The organism is Treponema sp. UBA7567, assembly GCF_002476655.1.
GTDB lineage: Bacteria > Spirochaetota > Spirochaetia > Treponematales > Treponemataceae > Treponema_D.
In genome coordinates, this window is the sequence record NZ_DLLH01000061.1 from 1 (window position 1) to 15,218 (window position 15,218).

General features: G+C 39.4%; 14 protein-coding genes. All 14 read right to left on the reverse strand.

Annotated elements, in window-relative coordinates; translation table 11 throughout:
- Positions 1 to 51: 51 nt before the first annotated feature.
- The 14 genes from hslU to rsmH all read right to left on the reverse strand — a co-directional run bounded on the left by hslU (position 52) and on the right by rsmH (position 15,055).
- Entirely contained in the window at positions 52 to 1,461 is a 1,410-nt protein-coding gene (hslU, locus tag B3Y13_RS07670) for an ATP-dependent protease ATPase subunit HslU (protein ID WP_296693737.1), read from the reverse strand.
- Between the two features lie 57 nt (positions 1,462 to 1,518).
- Positions 1,519 to 2,061 carry an ATP-dependent protease subunit HslV gene (gene hslV / locus B3Y13_RS07675; protein WP_296020076.1) on the reverse strand — a complete coding sequence of 181 codons (543 nt, stop codon included), beginning with the start codon at positions 2,059 to 2,061 and terminating at the stop codon, positions 1,519 to 1,521.
- Between the two features lie 79 nt (positions 2,062 to 2,140).
- The gene (locus B3Y13_RS07680; protein ID WP_296693739.1) at positions 2,141 to 3,058 is read right to left on the reverse strand and encodes a tyrosine-type recombinase/integrase; all 918 of its coding nucleotides are present in this window, start codon (positions 3,056 to 3,058) and stop codon (positions 2,141 to 2,143) included.
- An 11-nt stretch (positions 3,059 to 3,069) separates the two neighbouring features.
- Complete coding sequence (gene topA / locus B3Y13_RS07685) at positions 3,070 to 5,202, reverse strand: type I DNA topoisomerase (RefSeq protein ID WP_296020080.1); 2,133 nt, start codon at positions 5,200 to 5,202, stop codon at positions 3,070 to 3,072.
- A gap of 14 nt (positions 5,203 to 5,216) precedes the next feature.
- Entirely contained in the window at positions 5,217 to 6,245 is a 1,029-nt protein-coding gene (dprA, locus tag B3Y13_RS07690; protein ID WP_296020084.1) for a DNA-processing protein DprA, read from the reverse strand.
- Entirely contained in the window at positions 6,235 to 6,999 is a 765-nt protein-coding gene (locus B3Y13_RS07695) for a tetratricopeptide repeat protein (protein ID WP_296020087.1), read from the reverse strand. The genes dprA and B3Y13_RS07695 overlap by 11 nt, the downstream gene beginning before the upstream one ends.
- Before the next feature lie 4 nt (positions 7,000 to 7,003).
- Positions 7,004 to 7,909: a tyrosine recombinase gene (locus B3Y13_RS07700; protein WP_296020090.1), complete on the reverse strand. Its 906-nt coding sequence runs from the start codon at positions 7,907 to 7,909 to the stop codon at positions 7,004 to 7,006.
- Positions 7,910 to 7,912: 3 nt separating this feature from the next.
- Positions 7,913 to 9,289: a cell division protein FtsZ gene (gene ftsZ / locus B3Y13_RS07705; RefSeq protein WP_296693742.1), complete on the reverse strand. Its 1,377-nt coding sequence runs from the start codon at positions 9,287 to 9,289 to the stop codon at positions 7,913 to 7,915.
- A 126-nt stretch (positions 9,290 to 9,415) separates the two neighbouring features.
- The gene (gene ftsA, locus B3Y13_RS07710) at positions 9,416 to 10,666 is read right to left on the reverse strand and encodes a cell division protein FtsA (RefSeq protein ID WP_296020095.1); all 1,251 of its coding nucleotides are present in this window, start codon (positions 10,664 to 10,666) and stop codon (positions 9,416 to 9,418) included.
- A gap of 22 nt (positions 10,667 to 10,688) precedes the next feature.
- On the reverse strand, positions 10,689 to 11,510 hold the full coding sequence (locus B3Y13_RS07715; protein WP_296693745.1) for a cell division protein FtsQ/DivIB: 822 nt from the start codon (positions 11,508 to 11,510) through the stop codon (positions 10,689 to 10,691).
- Complete coding sequence (locus B3Y13_RS07720) at positions 11,507 to 12,673, reverse strand: FtsW/RodA/SpoVE family cell cycle protein (protein ID WP_296020101.1); 1,167 nt, start codon at positions 12,671 to 12,673, stop codon at positions 11,507 to 11,509. The genes B3Y13_RS07715 and B3Y13_RS07720 overlap by 4 nt, the downstream gene beginning before the upstream one ends.
- Entirely contained in the window at positions 12,666 to 14,135 is a 1,470-nt protein-coding gene (locus tag B3Y13_RS07725) for a UDP-N-acetylmuramoyl-tripeptide--D-alanyl-D-alanine ligase (RefSeq protein ID WP_296693749.1), read from the reverse strand. Before B3Y13_RS07725 ends, B3Y13_RS07720 begins: the two co-directional genes overlap by 8 nt.
- 18 nt (positions 14,136 to 14,153) lie before the next feature.
- Positions 14,154 to 14,447, reverse strand: coding sequence for a cell division protein FtsL (gene ftsL, locus B3Y13_RS07730; RefSeq protein ID WP_296020105.1), 294 nt, complete (start codon positions 14,445 to 14,447; stop codon positions 14,154 to 14,156).
- Positions 14,447 to 15,055, reverse strand: a complete 609-nt coding sequence (gene rsmH / locus B3Y13_RS07735; RefSeq protein ID WP_296693751.1) for a 16S rRNA (cytosine(1402)-N(4))-methyltransferase RsmH — start codon at positions 15,053 to 15,055, stop codon at positions 14,447 to 14,449. The genes ftsL and rsmH overlap by 1 nt, the downstream gene beginning before the upstream one ends.
- Positions 15,056 to 15,218: the final 163 nt, after the last annotated feature.

Below are 15,218 nucleotides of genomic sequence, written 5' to 3' on the forward strand. Positions count from 1 at the left end.
TATCCCTGCCATGTAAGTGGCAGGCCGTGCGCCAGCAAATTCAATTTTTTTTTACAGAATGTAGCGCGACAAATCAACATCCGTAACAACGCCACGGAGCTTTTCATCAACAAATTTTGCATCAATTGTAAGAGTTTCTCCAGAATGTTCGTCTGCAGAAAAACTTGCATCTTCCAGAACTTTTTCCATAATCGTATGCAAACGGCGTGCGCCAATATTTTCGCTTCGGCTGTTTACATCTTCTGCAAGGAAACTCATTCTGTCGATTGCATCGTCGCTAAATTCAATTTTTAAGCCTTCTGTTTCCAAAAGCGCAGTATACTGTTTTGTAAGAGCATTTTTTGGTTCAAGCAAAATGCGCTTAAATTCATTCTTTGTAAGGCTTTCAAGTTCAACGCGAAGAGGAAAACGTCCCTGCAATTCAGGAATCAAATCGCTTGGTGCGCTCATGCTAAAGGCTCCTGCGGCAATAAACAAAATATGAGTTGTATCTACAACGCCCCATTTTGTATTCACTTTTGAGCCTTCAACAATCGGAAGAATGTCTCTCTGAACGCCTTCGCGGCTTACCTGTCCAGAAGAATTCTGATTTTTTGCCGCGATTTTGTCGATTTCATCAATAAAAACAATTCCGCTCTGTTCCACACGCTGCTTTGCAATATCAGCAACTTTGTCAGGATCAATCATTGAATCCAATGTTTCTGCCTGTAAAATCTTGCGCGCTTCGCGAACAGTAACCATTTTTTTCTTCAAATTCCGGCCTGTCAAAATATTCTGCAAATCCTGCATTCCGCTTTGCAAATCATCAAGGCTTCCACCGGCAATAATTTCCATGCTCGGTCCGCGTGGCTGCCTTCTTATTGTAACTTCAACTTCGCGGTCTTCGAGTTTGCCCTCACGAAGCATCTGGCGGAATTTTTCGCGGGTCGAATTCTGAGACGATTCTGTTTTTTCGTCAGAAATCTGCTCCGGCAAAACAAACGCATTTTCCGGCATCGGCATAGATTCGGAATTCTTTGGCGTTTTCTGTTTTTTTTCTGTTCCGGGCAGCAAAAGGTCAAGAATCTTTTCTTCAACTTTCGGAAGGCTTGATTCTTTCATCTGCTCTTCCATTTCTGCCTTTACGTTATTAAAACCAACTGCCATAAGGTCACGAATCATTGATTCAACATCGCGTCCAACATAGCCAACTTCTGTGTATTTTGTCGCTTCAACCTTTATAAAAGGCGCATTTACGAGTTTTGCAAGCCGACGTGCAATCTCTGTTTTTCCAGAACCTGTAGGTCCAATCATAAGAATATTTTTTGGCGCAACTTCGTCCCGAATATCTTCAGAAAGATGAATCCGGCGCAAACGGTTACGCAAAGCAACAGCAACCGCCCTTTTTGCTTTTTCCTGGCCAATTATGTACTGGTCGAGTTTTTCTACTATCTGTTTAGGTGTAAGTCCTTCAATAGCCATAGTTTTTTTTCCTTTTTTATTTTGCAATAACGTTTAAATGTAAGTTTGCAGTTTTTTCTATTCAAGAACTTCTGCTGTCACGTTATGGTTCGTGTAAATACAAATATTTCCTGCAATGCCCAATGATTTTTCCGCAATTTCTTTTGCACTGTAATTGCTGCATTCCAAATAGGCAAGAGCCGCAGAATAAGCGTAATTCCCGCCAGAACCGATTGCAAGAACATCATTTTCCGGTTCAATTACGTTTCCATCGCCGCTTATCAAAAGAATTTTTGACTTATCCGCAACAATCAGCATTGCTTCGAGTTTCTGCAAAGAACGTTCTGTACGCCACATTTTTGCAAGCTCAACAGCAGAACGGGTCAAATCACCGTTAAACTCTTTTATTTTTTCTTCAAATTTATCAAGCAAAGTAAAAGCGTCTGCCACGCTTCCAGCAAAACCTGTCAAAATTTTCCCATTGTAAATTTTTCGAACTTTACGCGCATTGCCTTTGCAAACCGTGTTTCCAAGAGTAACCTGTCCGTCTCCGGCCATAGCAACTTTACCGTCTTTTTTTACAGCAATAACTGTCGTACTTCTAATTTTAGCCTTTTCCATATTTTAAATATATTCAAAAAAAAATAATCGGGCAAGAAAAAAAACAAAAAAGAAAATTATCGGTAAATTGTCAATTCTTTTAAATTTTGTTTCCGCCGTGAGGGTGCGCTTTATTGTACATTGCAATCATTTTGTCTGTAGAAACGTGAGTATATCGTTGAGTTGTACTTATCGAAGAATGGCCAAGCATTTCCTGAACAAGCCGGACATCTGCTCCCTGGGTTATGAGGGCAGTGGCAAAAGTATGCCTGAACGCGTGAGGATTTACATGACGGTTTGTCCCCTCCGCTCCCGAATATTTAGAAAGAATAAAACCGACACCTCCACGTCCCAAAGGTTCTCCCTTTTGGCTTACAAACAGAAAATCTTTCGGATTTCTAATCTTTAAATCTGTAAAACGCGAATTTCTTTCTGCAAGATAAGTTTTTATTGCGTTTTGAGCGTCTTTTTCAAAATAAACAATTCGGTCTTTTTTTCCCTTTCCTCTTACAACTGCACTCGAAAAACCGTACGAAAAATCTGAAATTTTTAAGCCGACAACTTCAGAAAGACGGCAGCCGCTTGAATACATCACCTCAAAAAGGGCTTTGTCGCGGCTTTTCCATAAAAGAGGCTTTTTATCCGGTTCGGAGCAAATTTTATCAACTTCTGCGCCTGTCAAAAAATTCGGCAAGTTTTTTGACGTTTTTACGGTTTTTATTTCAAGCGCAGGATTCGTTTTTAAATATCCGAATTTCCAGCAATAAGCGAAAAGGCTTCTAAATGATGAAATAAATCTATTTATGGAAGTGTTTTTTCTATGTTTTAAAGACATATTTCCAACACAAAGCCTCAAGTCATCGGTTGTTACAGTTTCTATCTGCCGTTCAAAACCAATGCTCTGCATCAGGCAAAGCTGTTCAAGGTCATTTTTATATGCCGTCACAGTATTTTGCGACATTCCCTTTACAGAACCAATATAAAGCAAAAATTCTTCGCAAGCCTCTTTTATTGTCAAAAAAACTTACCTCAATCTTCAGAAGGAATCGCCGGCATTTCTTCTTCTCCGGCAGAGTGCAGATAATCACAATCTGGATTTATGCACGATTTGTAAGTTCCATTCTTTTTGTCAAATTTTTCAACCAAAAACCAGCCGCACTTAGGACAGGTTGCGTCGATAGGTTTAAAATGACTGATAAATGAACATTTTGGATAATTTGTACATCCGTAGAAAGACTTTCCTCTTCCCTTTGATTTTCGTTCAACAATGTCGCCGTTACAGCCTTTTATCGGACATTTTGCAAGAGGAATAGACTTTGTGTTGTGGCATTCTGGAAATCCTGAGCAAGCAAGAAAAAAGCCAAATCTGCCGAGCTTTTTCACCATCGGCTTGCCGCATTTTTCGCAGACCAAATCAGTCTTTTCGTCCAAAAATCCCTTTATGCTTTCTGTATTATGCTCAACTTCTTCAACACGTTTTTTAAAAGGACCATAAAAATCGCGAATCATATCGTTCCATACGACCTTGTCTTGTTCAACCGCATCGAGTTCGTTTTCAACTTCCGCTGTAAATTTTTCGTTTATAACGTCAGGAAATGATTCTACAAGAATTTTCGAAATCATTTTTCCGAGAACCGTCGGCATAAGCTGTCTGTTATTTCTTGTTACGTAATAACGATCGAGCAAAACAGAAATAATCGGCGCATATGTAGAAGGACGTCCAATTCCTTTTTCTTCAAGCATTTTTACGATTGAAGCATCCGTATAGCGTGCGGGGCCAGAAGTAAAGTGCTGTTCAGGATAGAACTTATGAGCACTATCCAAAACTTCGCCTTCTTTTAAAGCCGGAATGTTTCCTGTAACTTCTTCCTTTGAAGAAAGAACTTTCATTACGCTGTAAAAACCTTTTTCAATGAGTTTTGAAGCGCTTACGCGGAAAAGAGCATCTCCAGCTTCAATATCAACACTTGTTGTACGTGTTTTTGCATTGTTCATCTGGCTTGAAAAAAATCTTTCCCAAATAATTGAATAAAGTCTCAATTGGTCGCGGGTAAGATATTCCTTTACGCTGTCTGGAGTGTAATCAATATAAGTCGGGCGAATACATTCATGCGCATCCTGGGCGCTTTTTCCAACTGCATAATGAATCGGCTCGGCAGGAAGCTGGTCAGGAAAATTTTTGCCAATCCATTTGCGGACATCATCGAGCGCGCTCTGTGCAATTCTGACAGAATCTGTACGCATATAAGTAATAAGACCGACACGGCTGCTTCCAATCTGAATTCCTTCGTAAAGCTGCTGTGCAACCTGCATGGTCTTTCTTGAAGTAAAACCTAGCCTGTTTGCGGCATCCTGCTGAAGTTTACTCGTCGTATACGGCGCTTTTGGGCGAACTGTTTTGTCTGTGTTTTTTATTTCCTTTACTTTACATTCGGAATTTTTTATTTCTTCTATGATTTTATTGACTTCAGCTTCGTTTTTTAATTCAGGCTTTGCCCCCTTATATTTTACGAGCTGAGCCGTAAACTGGGTTTTACCTTTTACAAAATCCGCTTCCAAAGTCCAATATTCTTCAGGAATAAAATCTTCCACTTCTTTTTCACGTTCGCAAATAAGGCGCAATGCAACCGACTGAACTCGGCCTGCAGAAAGACCGTTTTTTACTTTTTCCCACAAAAGCGGACTCAAATTGTAGCCTACAAGACGGTCAAGAACACGGCGAGCTTTTTGCGCGTTTACAAGGCTTTCGTAAATACCGCGAGGATTTTTTACCGCTTCGCGAATTGCATTTGGAGTAATTTCATTAAAAACAACGCGCTTTATGTCCGCAGATGTTTTTTCTTTGATTGCGTTGTTCAAATGCCAGGCAATCGCTTCTCCTTCGCGGTCAGGATCGGATGCCAGAAATACCTGGCTGCTGTTTTTTGCATCTTTCTGCAATTCCTTCAAAAGCTTTGCACGTCCGCGGACTGTTATATATTCAGGTTCAAAATTATTATCAATTTGGATTGCCATCCGGCTTTTCGGGAGATCGATAAGATGACCCATGCTCGCTTTTACCGTATAGCCTGGCCCAAGATATTTTTCAATTGTTTTTGCTTTCGCAGGAGACTCTACAATTACCAGAGTTTTTTCCGCACTCTCTTTTTTCTTAGCTGCCATTTTTTACTCCAAATTCAATCAATAAACAAATTTAACTGCTCTTCATCCTTTTTTAAGGTTATTCCGCAGAAATCTTCATTTTTTAACGCATAGTATTCTGCGTAGCTTTTTACAACAGGCGCCCCTTCAGAAACGTATCTTTCCGGAGAATTCAAGCTTTTTGCATAAGCCTTTTTTTGTCCGTTTTTTTCTCTTAAAGCCATTGCCGAAAGTTTTTGAGCATTTATTACGTCCAAAGCTTTTGATTCCTGATTAAAACACGCTTCGTGAAAAAACACATATCTGTTGTAATCAAGCGCAAGTCCTGCCGTAATCATAGCCCCGCTTCCAGCAGGCGCCTGAACAACCACAGTTGCCGGACTCAAAGCGGCAATAATTCTGTTGCGTTGCACAAAACGAAAAGGCTGGGCAGGAGTTCCAGGTGTATATTCGCTCAAAATCAATCCGCCGTTTTCAACAATTTGAACGGCAATTTTTGAGTGCCCTGCAGGAATAATCGAATCAATTCCACCTGGCAAAACAGCCGCGGTTTTTGCAGATTTTCCAGCCAATGCTCCTCTATGACTTGCAATATCAATTCCATAAGCAAGACCAGAAACTACAGTTTCGCCATTATCTGACGCATCTCTTGCAAACTCAAAAGCTGCGTTTTTTCCTGTAAAAGTCGCTCTTCGAGTCCCTACAATCGAAACACAATTCGCCTTCAAGCAATCCAAATTTCCACGATAAAAAATAACATAAGGTGAATCTTTCATTTCTGTCAGCAATACGGGATAATCCGAATCTCCGAAAAAGGTCCATCTTATGCCAAATTTTTGCATAAGAAAATTTGCAATTTGCGCTTTTTTTAGAACTTTTTTTCCATCCCAAGAAGTCTTTATTAAATCCCTGTTTATAATAGAAGAAAGTTCTTTATTTGACATTAACGCAATGTCATTAAAACTGTCAAGTTTTTTTTGCAAAAGAGTCTTTTCTTTGAGCGTTAAAAAAGAGGCCTCGGAAAGCATCAGCCTCTTTATGATTTCGTTTTCGCTAATTTGCATAGGAAGCATCAAGTGCAATTTTTTTATTTGCTTCTGCGCTATTTTTTTTCTGCTCAGATTTTGTTACAGAAATTATCTTATCATAAAGCGAAACAGCTTTGTCGTACTGACCTTCAACATAATATGCTCTGGCAAGAACAAACATAATGTCTGTGTTTTTTGTTTCAACACTAAGCGCAGTTTCAAGATAAGGAATTGCTTTTTCGCACTGATCAAGTTCAAATACATAGAGAACGCCAAGACCGTAAAGTGAACGGACATAACGCGGTTCTAGCTCAATCGCCCTTAAATATGCGCTTTCCGCAAGTTTTAAATAATTGAACTTTTCGGCAGAAGTTCCGCCGCCCGCATTAAAATCCAGGGAAGCTTTTGCCATATAACCGGCGCAAACCCCGACATAATAAAAAAGATTTTGATTTGCAGGATAATATTGAATTGCAGTTTGAAAAGTTTTTAAGGCTTCCCCGTACATTTTTGCATCAAGATAACGTGTTGCAAGCATTTTGTACCAAATTCCAATTTGAGAGTTTGCAAGCTGAATATCGGTTACACGGTCTTGATATTTTTTTATAGCGTCTTTTAATTCAGCCTCGGTCGTAGGAGAACCAACATTTTCCTCCATTTTTTGAAGACGAATTATTGTCTTGCTTGATTTTCCAGAACAGCCGCAAAAAAGGAATACGGCTAAAAAAAAGGCAAAAATTGAATTCCTTAAATTTTTTTGTGAAGATTTTTTTAGGACAATTTTTATCATTTTCTTAATCCTCCTGCTCTTCCGTTCTATGTCCCGGAAAAAACTTTTTATGAGCTTCTCTCAATTGAGAATTTTCAATATGCGTGTAAATCGTAGTCGTTGCAAGATCCGAATGACCAAGCAATTCCTGCACAGAACGCAAATCCATTCCGCCGGCGAGCAAATGGGTTGCAAAACTATGGCGCAAAGTATGAACTTTTGCATTTATCCCGCTTTTTGCTTCGTAAATTTGAAAATTCTTCCAAATTCCTTTTCTGCTCAAAGGCTTACCTTGATAATTTACAAAAACTTCATCAATTACTCTAGTACCGACCAGTTGCGGCCGAATATCATTTAAATATGCTTCAAGGCGGATTTTTGCAGCTTCTCCAAACGGCACCATCCGCTCTTTATCACCTTTTCCATGGACAATCAAAATCCTCTCTTTAAGATGAAGATTCTGTATTTTTAGTCCGGCCGCTTCGCTAATCCGAAGTCCGCAACTGTAAATAAGCTCAAACAAGGCTCTGTCGCGAATCCCCAGCGGTTTAGAAAGGTCAATTGCATTCAAAAAAGCATCAACCTGCTCAACACTCAAAACTTTTGGCAGAGAACGGCTCGCTTTTGGTCTGTCCAAAGGAAGGGCAAAATTCTCTTTCCAATAGTTTTTTCTTTTTAAAAAAGAACCAAAAAGCCGGAGCGCCGAAATATCTTTCGCAATTGTAAGTTCGTCTGTTCCCTCAGTTTTTCTCCAGACAAGATAATAAACCAAATTTTTTGTGGTTACAGAAGAAAGCTTTATTTTTTCTTTTGCCAGCCACCTAAAAAAAAGAACAACACATTCCGCGTAAGTTTTTGCTGTATTTTCGCTAAGCCGTTCAACAGTCCTTACATCAGTATAAAACTGTTGAACAAGCATTTTTACCGTCATTTTTTATTTTTTTGAAAGATCAATGAGCTTTGAATATTTTTTTCTCAAATATGTAGGCTGATTTATATCGTTTATATCAAAATTCGGCGGAGGAACAAGGCCAGGCTGCATGCGGTTAGAAACATTTTCCCTTCTTTCTTCAAGAGTATTTGCCGGTTTTGCGCCGCCTGCGATTTTTGAAGCGGTGCTCTGTTCAACAACTGGAATTTCTTTTTTCTTTTCGGAAAATGTCGAAACATCTTCAAAAGAACCGCCGTTCAAAACGTTTATAAAATCGCCAAGACCGATTGTGTTTTTGTCGTTTTTTTGTTTTGCCGATGTCTGCACATTCTCTTCGGCCGCAGATTCTTCCTGTTTTTCTTCAAGAACTTCAGGAGAATTAAAACCAGTAGCAACGACAGTCACGCTGATTTTATCGCCAAGTTCTGGTTCAGTATAAAGCCCCCACAAAACCTTTACATCTTTTGACGCGCTAGCCGTAATTCCTTTTACAATTTCATCACATTCATCAATACCAACGCTTTCATCGCCGCTGATTTTTACAAGAACATTTTTTGCTCCGTCAATGTGAGTATCAGAAAGAAGCTTATTGTTGATTGCCATAGAAGCAGCATCGACAGCACGGTTTTCGCCTTCCGCAACGCCAATTCCAAGAATAGCATCGCCCTGACCTTTCATTACGGTATTTACATCGTTAAAGTCGCGGTTTACAACGCCAGTTTTTGTAATTATGTCAGAAATTCCCTGTACACCTTGACGCAAAATATCATCAATAATTTTAAATCCCTGCAAAACTGAAGGCTTTTTTTCTGGTCCTTCAAAAACGCGCTGGTTTGGAATCACAATCAAAGAATCAACTTCTGTTCGGAGTTTTTTTATGCCTTCTTCTGCAAGCTCGCGTCGTGCTTCACCTTCAAAATCAAAAGGAGTCGTGACTACAGCAACAGTAAGAATTCCAAGTTCTTTTGCGAGTTTTGCAACGACAGGGGCAGAGCCAGTTCCAGTTCCACCGCCCATTCCTGCCGTAATAAAAACCATATTTGTTCCCTGCAGAAGCTTTTTTAGATTTTCAGATTCCTCTTTTGCGGCTTCTTCTCCAATCTCTGGATGCATTCCAGCTCCAAGTCCTCCGGTAATTTTTTTACCGATTTGAATTTTATAGTCGGCCTTGGAAACAGCAAGATGCTGCAAATCTGTATTGAGCGCAATAAATTCAACCCCCTGAATTCCGGCATCAATCATATTATTTACGGCATTTCCGCCACAGCCACCGCAACCGATAACCTTTATTTTTGTAGGATTTACAGGTTCGATTGTTTTTACTGAAAAATCAGGTTCTGTTTTTTCCGATTTTTCCTCGTTTACGGCTAGAATATTCATTTTGTCCTCCCGCCCATATTTTTTAGCAAATCCCCATCTGCTTTTTATAAACTCCAGTTTTTAGATATTTTGCCAGAACAAATATCGAGTTTTATCAAAACATTCTAAAAATTGACTTTTGACCTTCTAAAAAAACTTTTTGAAAAATTTCTGGATAAGTCCAATTTCATCAGAATGTTTTTCGTTCTGTCCTTTTTTACTTTTTTTGTTCGGACTGTCTGATCCGCAAAATCCTTCAAAATAACCGTTTACAAGTCCAACAGCTGTTGCAAAATCCGGTCTTCTATATTCTTCACGAATTCCACCAAAATCTCCAGGAACTCCGATTCTAACGGCAGTTGTGCCAAAAACGCTTTCAGCAAGCTGGACAACTCCAGGCATAAGCGCCCCGCCACCCGTCAAAATAATATTTCCAGACAACTGCAAATTTGCCCGGTCAATTATCTCATCTCGAATCATTGTAAAAATTTCCTGCATTCGAGGTTCAATAATTTCGCAAATTTCTGAACGAGCACAAACTTCCGGCGGACGGCCGCCAGCACCAGGAATTATAACTTCCCTTTCACCTTCCATTGCATCGAGCCAGCAGCATCCGTCTTCAATTTTAATTTTTTCAGCATTTGCGGCAGAAACTCCTTTTACGACAGCAATATCGTTCGTAACAAGGTTGCCGCCGACAGGAATCGAAACAGTACAGACGGGAGCATCTTTATTTATGACGATTGCGTCCGTAGTTCCTCCGCCCAAATCAATTATAATTGACCCCAAATCCCTTTCTTCAGGATCCATTACAGCGTGCATGGAAGCCAAAGTTTTCAACATAATATTATCAATTGAATAACCTGCGCGTTCAATACATTGAGTTATATTTGCAATTGCAGTTTTTGAAGTGGTGATTATTAAAACTTCCGCTTCAAGCCTGACAGCAAGATTTCCAAGCGGCTCTTTGCAAGGCAGGTTTCCATCAATAATAAAATTCTGAGGAATTACATGAAGCATTTTTCTGTCATAAGGAATATTTATTGAATTTGAAGCGTCAATAACATTCTTAATGTCCTGTTTTGTAATTTCCCGTGCGCCTTTTCCGTGAGAAGCGATCGGCAAAAATCCAGTTGAATTCTGACTTTCAACTTGCTGACCGCCAATTGCAGTCACACAAGAATAAACTTCATATCCAGCCTTTTGCTCCGCTTCTTCAATACAATTTTTTATACATTCCATTGCACTTTCACGGTTTACGATTATGCCGTTTCGTAGGCCAGCAGATGCTTTTTGAGCCGTACCGATAATTTCTATTTTGTTGTCTTCCGTAATTTCTCCAATTACAGTGCGCACATTGCTTGTACCAAGATCAAGACCAACTATAATATTGCCCAAAATATGCTCCTAAAAACAACCGTTACTTTGAAGAACGGGAATGATAAGAAATTGAACCGTAGCGCAAATCGATTACATCAACATCGCGATCCAAACCAGTCACAACGTCAAGAGTCACCATCATTTTTTGCAGCGTATCTTCGTCCAAAATACGATCTGCAAGAACCCGAAGGCGAGCTTTTAACGGAATCAAAACAAGTTCAAAATTGCCGTATTCGCGAGGAACAACATGAATTTCAGAAACTGCCGCAAAATATTTTTTGTTTACAGACTGAATTTTTGCAATCTGATCAATAAGCAAATGATATTTTGAAGGAAGCCTCATTCCCTCAGGAATATTTTCTACAGGAACTCCAGAAATAATCGGAATTGAACCGTCAACAGGAAGCTCGGCAGATTTTACAGGAAATAGTACTCCGTTTTTGTCGATTTGAACAGGCACAGTTCTGTCATTTTTATTCACAAAAGTAACTGCAACCGGCTCTCTTTCCTTTATTTTTATAAAAATTCTGTCAGGAAACCGCCGCTCAATTTCAACATCTTCGACTCCCGGAATACTTGCAATTATCGACTGAACCTGAACCTTATTGAACCGGATAAAATTCCTGTTGAGTTTTTCGCCGCAGGCATTTACAAGCTCCTGGCGAGTGCAATTATTCAAGCCGTAAAAATTTATCTTTACATTATTTAGGCACGGAAAAACAAAAATATAAACAAGCGCTTCCACAAAAAGCAAAACAAGAAGAATTGCAAACACAACCTTCAAAACCTTGCCCTTCGTGTCTTTTTTCTTATGATTCTGAACCTTAAAATCCTCAAAAGAGGTTATCATTATCTCACTCATCTTATCCCTTCTCCGTCAAAATTTTCAATTTCATTTTCTTCTTCAATTCTCGACGCATTTAGGATAAAACCGCACATTGCAAGTGTAAAAATAATTGAAGAACCGCCAGAACTAAAAAACGGCAACGGAATTCCTGTGGAAGGCAAAACTCCGCCAGCTACGCCAATATTCACAAGAGACTGCAAGACAATCATCATTCCAAAGCCAAACGAAGAAATCGCAGCAAAATAATTTCCGCAGTGCAAGCTTATTTTTACAACCCTATAAGCAAAGGCCGAAAGAATTGCAATATAAACCGCAACGCCAAAAAGCCCCATGGCTTCCGCCCAGCCTGCAAAAATATAGTCGGACTGAATTTCTGGAACTCCGCCCAATTTCGTCAAGCCAGTTCCAATTCCTTGTCCAAAAAGTCCGCCGTCAATAATTGCGCGTTTTGCGCCGTTTACCTGCCAGTTAAGCGTCTGCTCGTAACTGTCCGGCGCTAAAAAACCAACGATTCTGTTTACGCGATACGGCTCAAGAAGAATAAAAAGCGCAAAAAAAGGAATTGCAAGTCCTGCAAGAGGAATAAACATCTTTAATTTGACACCCGAAACAAAAAAAAGCAAAAGTCCTGAGCCAATTATAAAAATTCCTGTACTAAAATCTTGCTGAGCAAAAACAATTCCACCAAAAACTACAAGCCCAATAACAGCCGGAAAATCCGACCTTTCTTCTTCGAGGGAATTGCGTTGCTTGTCAAAAAGATTGGCCAAATACAAAACCATCGAAAATTTTATAGCTTCGGAAGGCTGAAAAGTTGAAAAATACGGAATTTTTATCCATCGGCGCGCACCGTTTCTTTCAACTCCAATTCCCGGTATAAAAGTCAAGACACAAAGAAAAAGAGAACCCAAAACAATAAAAGGCAGTATTTTGCGGAGTTTTTTTATATCAATCACTCCAAAAAAAATCATAAAAAGAAGCCCGATAAACGAACTTATAAGTTGCCTTTGAGTAGAATGAAACGGATTTTGATGAAAACGCATGCCGTAAGTCATAGAACAAAAATAAAGCGTTACAATTCCAATTCCCCACAATAAAACAACGAGAATTAAAAAATGAAAGTCGCTTTTTCTATAAGTTGAACTTGGTTTTTCGGCAAAAAAATTAAAATTATGCATTTTCAGTCCCACCACCGTTTAAAAGCGGAACAAGACGTTCCAATGCAATTCCATGACTTGCCTTCAGAAGAATAAAATCGCCTTCAACTGCAAAATTTTTTATTATTTCAGCAATTTTCCTGATTGAATCTTCATCGCTGTGTTCAAAATATTCAAGGCGAAGATTTTCTGCCCTCTGTCCGCAACTTTTTGCACATTCAAACCCGCTGAGCATGTCTTTTCCCACAAAAACGATCATATCCGCTCCGCCTCTTACAGCTTCAAGACCGGCTTTTTTGTGAGCTTCGCACGACTCCTGCCCAAGTTCAAGCATAGACCCGAGAACAAAAATCTTTTTTCCACTAAATTTTATGCTGCCAGCAAATTCCAAAGCTTTTTCCATAGAATCTGGATTTGCGTTGTAACAGTCTTCAAGAATTTTATATTTTCCCTTTAAAATACGGCTTCTGCCATTTAAAGGCTTTACTTTTTCAATTCCATTTTTAATCTGCCGGCTGGAAAGTCCAAGAGCGCGGCCAATTTCAACTGCGGCAAGCGCATTTAAATAATTGTAGCTTCCAGGAATTGCAAGATGAACAGTTTCGCCGTCCAGCTTAAAACTCGTTCCGTCAATTCCATCATCGCTCAAAAATTCAATTCCATTGTTTTTTACATTTTTTCCATAAAAAACAATTTTTCCTTTTACACCTTCTGCTAAAAAATCAGAAAAATCATCGCTTTCGGGAATTACGGCGATTCCATCTTCCTTTAAGAAATTAAAAATCTTCTTTTTTTCTTCCGCAATTTTCTGGCGGCTTCCAAGTTTTCCAATATGAGCCGTTCCAATATTCGTAATTGCACAAAATTGAGGCTTAAAAATTTCGGCAAGCTCACCGATTTCGCCCTCACGGTTCATTCCCATTTCGAGAAGCGCAACCTGATTTTCGCTCCGAATTTCAAAACAACTCAAAGGAAGGCCAGTTTCGCTATTCAAATTTCCTTTATTGCAGACAACATCGTATTTTTCGCTCAAAACAGATGCTATAATCTCTTTAGTTGTAGTTTTTCCGCTGGAACCTGTTACAGACACGCGAATCAAGTCCGGGAATTTCTCAACATAGCGTTCGGCAGTTTTTTGAAGCGCATAAAGGGTATTTTCAACAAGAATGAATGCAGTTTTCGGGTTATTTTCTGCCAGTTTTTTTAATTCTTCAGAAGATTTTTCAAAAGCACAGCGTGCAACAAAAACAACCGATGCGCCTTTTTCCAAAGCTTGAGGAATATATTTGTGTCCGTCCTGAAACTCTCCAATTAGAGGCACGAAAAGTGAATAAGGAACAACATTGCGGCTGTCAGTCACAACGGATTTAAAAGAAAAAAGAGAAGAATCAAAATTGCCGACAACGCTTCCTCGAACAACTTCAAGAAGCTCATTCAACGTCAAAAGAGATGTATTTGTATTTTCAGCAGCAAGATTCTTCATTTTATGTTACCCTAAATTTTAATTTTCCCCTTTAATCTCAACACGAACAATATCTTCGGTGTTGGCTTTCCGCATTCCAAGCTCTTCTTCGGCAATTTTTTCAATTCTTTCAGAACTCGAAAGCACGCTTATATCAGAAATCAATTTTCTGTTCTGTTCAACAAGCTCAACCTGTTTTTTTTCCAGTGTTTTTATCTCTGCGCTCAGTTTTTTATAGCGATAAGACTGAAACGCCTGAAAAACCAGCAAAACAGGAATCAAAAAAGTTGCAAGGCAGGCAAAAAAATATGATTTAAAAAATTTTCTTTTCATCACATAGCCTCCTCTTCGATTGCCATAAAATGCCGGGCGCTCGCATCATGGATTTTCCGCACAACACGAAGTTTTGCGCTTCTGCTTGGGGAATTCATCTTTACTTCCTGGGCAGTCGGCTCAACAGGCTTTCTGGTCAAAATTTCAGCGCAGGCAGTACCACCGCAAGTGCAGGCAGCCTGTTCCGGAGGACAAACACACTGTTTTCCTAAATTTCTAAAATAATTTTTTACAATGCGGTCTTCCAGAGAATGAAAAGTAATCACGCCCATTTTTCCACCGTCTTTCAAAACATTGAACGCACTGTGCAAAGCTTTTGGCAGACGACGCAATTCACTGTTTACAGCAATTCGCAAAGCCTGAAAAGTTCTTGTAGCTGGATGAATCTGACCGTAACGATAGTTTGCAGGAACCGCATTCCAAATAATTTCCGCAAGAGCTTTTGAAGAAGTGATTTTTCCACCCATTCTCGCTTCAACAATCGCCTTTGCAATTTTTCGGCTCATTTTTTCGTCGCTGTATAAATAAATCATATTTGCCAGTTCATCTTCTTTCCAGGAATTTACAATGTCACCTGCACTTTCCCCTTCAGAAGCATTAAGCCTCATATCCAAAGGTTCATCATGNNCCGCTTTTTTCGTAATGATAAACACTTATGCCCAAATCAAAGAGAATTAAATCCGGTCTTTCGCCAGACATATCATAATTCTCATAAAAATCATTAAACCAGCCGTTAAAAAACTTCATTCTTTCGCCAAACAAAGCAAGTCT

Bases quoted from the DNA above. Each gene is read 5' to 3' on its own strand.
- ftsL (WP_296020105.1), bottom strand. From the start codon at position 14,447: ATGAAAAGAAAATTTTTTAAATCATATTTTTTTGCCTGCCTTGCAACT.
- hslU (WP_296693737.1), bottom strand. From the start codon at position 1,461: ATGGCTATTGAAGGACTTACACCTAAACAGATAGTAGAAAAACTCGAC.
- B3Y13_RS07700 (WP_296020090.1), bottom strand. From the start codon at position 7,909: ATGACGGTAAAAATGCTTGTTCAACAGTTTTATACTGATGTAAGGACT.
- B3Y13_RS07725 (WP_296693749.1), bottom strand. From the start codon at position 14,135: ATGAAGAATCTTGCTGCTGAAAATACAAATACATCTCTTTTGACGTTG.
- ftsZ (WP_296693742.1), bottom strand. From the start codon at position 9,289: ATGAATATTCTAGCCGTAAACGAGGAAAAATCGGAAAAAACAGAACCT.
- dprA (WP_296020084.1), bottom strand. From the start codon at position 6,245: ATGCAAATTAGCGAAAACGAAATCATAAAGAGGCTGATGCTTTCCGAG.
- topA (WP_296020080.1), bottom strand. From the start codon at position 5,202: ATGGCAGCTAAGAAAAAAGAGAGTGCGGAAAAAACTCTGGTAATTGTA.
- B3Y13_RS07720 (WP_296020101.1), bottom strand. From the start codon at position 12,673: ATGCATAATTTTAATTTTTTTGCCGAAAAACCAAGTTCAACTTATAGA.
- B3Y13_RS07715 (WP_296693745.1), bottom strand. From the start codon at position 11,510: ATGAGTGAGATAATGATAACCTCTTTTGAGGATTTTAAGGTTCAGAAT.
- rsmH (WP_296693751.1), bottom strand. From the start codon at position 15,055: ATGAGGCTTAATGCTTCTGAAGGGGAAAGTGCAGGTGACATTGTAAAT.
- B3Y13_RS07695 (WP_296020087.1), bottom strand. From the start codon at position 6,999: ATGATAAAAATTGTCCTAAAAAAATCTTCACAAAAAAATTTAAGGAAT.
- hslV (WP_296020076.1), bottom strand. From the start codon at position 2,061: ATGGAAAAGGCTAAAATTAGAAGTACGACAGTTATTGCTGTAAAAAAA.